This window comes from Roseateles sp. P5_E8 (genome assembly GCF_054177665.1).
The window spans coordinates 1-567 of record NZ_JBGCUM010000150.1 but is presented as its reverse complement, the minus strand read 5'-3'; the positions used below and the strand labels follow the sequence as shown (position 1 = coordinate 567).

Genomic DNA, 567 nt, shown 5'->3' with positions numbered 1-567 from the left:
GCCTCCACGCGCGCGGCCTCGGCCCGCGCGGCCTGCTGGCGCGCGGCCTCCTGCCGGATCTCGTCCTGCCGCTGGGCCTCCTGGCGTGCCGCCTCCAGTTGCTGGGCGCGCTGCTGCACCTCCTGCCGGGCCGTGTCGAGCTGGGCCAGCTCGCTCATGCGGCTCCGGTCGGTGGTCACGCGCAGCGCATCGCTGGCACCGCGCAGCCTCTCCATGGCCGGGCTGGATGCAGCACCGAAGGCCGCCACGACGGCGGTCGGCCTGGCCGTGGCCAGCTGCGCCAGTTCCGCGCTGCGCTCCCTGCCCGCCGCCAGCCGCAGCACCTCGGTCGGCCGGCGCAGGGCCTCGACGGCCGGGCTGGACGCAGCGGTGAAAGCCGCAATGACGGCGGTCTGCTTGCTGTCCAGCGGCGCCAGCTCGGCGACGCGCTGCTGCGCCTCGCGGTCGCTGATCGGGCGCAGGCTGTCGGCGCTGCGGCGCAGCGTTTCCACCGCCGGCGCCGATGCGGCGCCCAGGGACGCAACGACGGCGCTGGGCACCGCCGACGCCGCCGGCACGGCCCAGGCG

At 77.6% G+C, this 567-nt stretch carries 1 pseudogene; it reads right to left on the bottom strand.

Annotated features, from left to right (window positions below):
• Positions 1–567, bottom strand: a pseudogene (locus ACXRVZ_RS27715) (hypothetical protein); the annotation flags it as partial.